2 protein-coding genes are annotated in these 2,618 nt (G+C 47.7%); both read left to right on the plus strand.

Annotation, left to right across the window (positions count from 1 at the left end):
* Nucleotides 1-83 precede the first annotated feature (83 nt).
* A complete protein-coding gene (locus tag PHP87_RS11850; RefSeq protein WP_299921633.1) occupies nt 84-1,793 on the plus strand; it encodes a penicillin-binding protein 2 in 1,710 nt (569 codons plus the stop codon).
* Between the two features lie 176 nt (nt 1,794-1,969).
* Nucleotides 1,970-2,618 (plus strand): Hsp70 family protein (locus PHP87_RS11855; protein WP_299921635.1); only part of this gene is annotated, 649 nt, incomplete at its 3' end.

The raw sequence follows: 2,618 nt of genomic DNA on the forward strand, positions 1-2,618 counted from the left end.
AGAACCGTCCCTGTGATATACAGGAATAGAATCCCTCTTCTATGGTCAAAGCTATGGCTAAAGGCTAAAAGGGGGTTTTTCTTTTGCCGCGCCGGCGCCTCTATTTATTGATGAGCTTTCTTTTGCTGCTTTATATGATGTTGGCCTTGAGGATTGCCTATTTTCAAGTTATAAAATGCCAGGACCTGGCGGCTCAGGCAACAGCCATGCACAGTCAAGGCATAAGACTAAGTGAATATTCCCGGGGAGAAATACTGGATAGGAATTTCCAGCCTTTAACCGGAAGTTATACTTCAACCGCTCTTTATGGGCTGCCTGCCGAAATGAGAAGCAGCCGCTCTGTCACTAATGAGATTTACGGGAGAGACACCCTACAGATGGTAGCCGAGACTCTGGGATGGATTCTGGATAAGCAAGATAGTAGGATGATTCAAGAACAATTGGAGCGGGCTGCCCAAAACGGCACTGCTTTTGTTCGTATAGCTTCGGATCTGAGCGAAGCAGAAATCAAGCGAGTCCTCTCCCATAATCTGCCTGGAATTACTGTGGCCCCTCTGATTAAAAGGTATCGCCAGGACGGCTTTTGCTGTCATGTTCTGGGTTATACCGGAGGATATCAGAATAACGAAGGGCAGGCGGGAATAGAAAAACGCTATAATGCTTTACTTAAAAAAGGCAGCTCTCCCCAGGAATTGCTTTCCGTTTATGATGCCCGGGGGGCGCTTATTAAAGGCTTGAATTTCAAGTTCTATGAGGAAGAGGATAGGGGCGGGAGCAGTGTGGTTTTGACTATAGATAAAAGAATTCAGGAAATAGTGGAGAAGGAAATATCCGCCAAAGTAAAATCAGGTGCAGTAGTAGTAATGGATGTGGATAGCAAGGAGGTACTGGCAATGGCCAGCCGTCCGTCATTCAATCCTTATCATATCGAATACCTGTTGCAACATGACCAGAGCAGCAGTCTGATTAACCGGGCCTTGAGCCGCTATCATCCCGGTTCGCTTTTCAAAATTTTGGTGGCAACGGCTGCTCTGGAGGAAAACCTGGTATCTGAGCGGGATAAATTCCATTGTTCCGGAAAATATGTTTTCAATGAGACGCAGTCCACTTCCTGTTGGAAGGAGGAAGGACACGGAGAGCTGAGTTTTGCCCAGGCATTTGCCTACTCTTGCAATCCATCATTTATCGAAGTAGGCCAGAGACTGGGAAGAGAAAAGCTCTTGACTTATGTTGATAAATTGCGTTTATGTGATGAAACCCTGCTGGGTTATGAATACCATCCCGGTTCCTATGTCGGGGTTAATCCGGGAAAGATAGCTCTCAGCAATGCCTGCCTGGGACAGGAGGGGGTAATGCTAAGCCCGTTGCAGTTGACCTCTCTGCTGGCTACCGTAGCTGATGACGGACTCTGGCAAGCCCCGTCATTGTTGCGTTATACCATAAACAGCAAAGGGGAGCGAAGCAGGATAGCAGCAACAAGCTGCAAGGAAAGGGTAATCAGCCTGGGCACAGCGGGCAAGGTCCAAGGGCTTATGGAATTGGTAGTTAGTGAGGGAACAGGGAAAAATGCGTCTCTGGCCGAGATTAAGGTAGCAGGAAAAACAGCTACCAGCGAAACGGGAAACTGGAAAGAAGATGGTGAACAATCCCTGGATACCTGGTTTGGCGGTTATTTTCCGGCGGATAACCCCCGCTGGGCCATGCTGGTTCTGGTGCAGGAAGGGGAATCTGGAGCAGTAGATGCAGCACCGGTTTTCAAGAATATTGCCCGCGAGATGCTGAAAATACTTTAAAAGAAGGGGTCGTTCTTTTTGTTTTGCAAAACTGAAAGAGCGTCTTCTTTTTTGTACAAAATTTATCTTTGACCTTTATTGACTATTAAACGAAAGGCTGTTATAATAATCTTAGAGACTATTGGAAATAACAGAAAAAAGAAGCTAAAGGTCAGTTTATGAAGGAGGGAGATAAGATGGCTAAAGCAGTGGGTATAGACCTGGGTACCACCAATTCAGTGGTAGCCATCATAGAAGCCGGGGATCCGGTAGTAATAGTAAATGCTGAAGGCAACCGCACCACCCCTTCGGTGGTCGCATTTAAAGACAACAATGAAAGACTCGTGGGGCAGATTGCCCGGCGCCAGGGAGCTTTAAATCCAGAAAACACTTTTTATTCGGTCAAGAGGTTTATGGGCCGCCGTTATTCCGAGGTGGAAAGCGAGCGCCAGCTGCTTCCCTATACGGTAGTATCCGGACCTAATGATGCCGTCCGCTTCAAAAGCCGGGACAAGCTGCTGGCTCCGGAAGAAATCTCTGCTATGGTTTTAAAGAAGCTGGTGGAGGATGCTTCCAAATACCTGGGAGAGAAGTTCAAGGATGCGGTAATTACTGTTCCCGCCTATTTTAATGACGCCCAACGGCAGGCTACCAAGGACGCCGGCCGTATTGCCGGGCTAAATGTTTTGCGGATAATAAATGAGCCAACCGCAGCTGCGCTGGCTTACGGTCTGGATAAAAAGGCCAACCAGACTATTCTGGTATTTGACCTGGGAGGAGGAACTTTTGATGTCTCTATCCTGGAGGTGGGTGACGGCGTGTTTGAGGTCAAGTCCACCAACGGTG

It is taken from the genome of Syntrophomonas sp. (assembly GCF_028707975.1).
Lineage (GTDB): Bacteria > Bacillota > Syntrophomonadia > Syntrophomonadales > Syntrophomonadaceae > Syntrophomonas.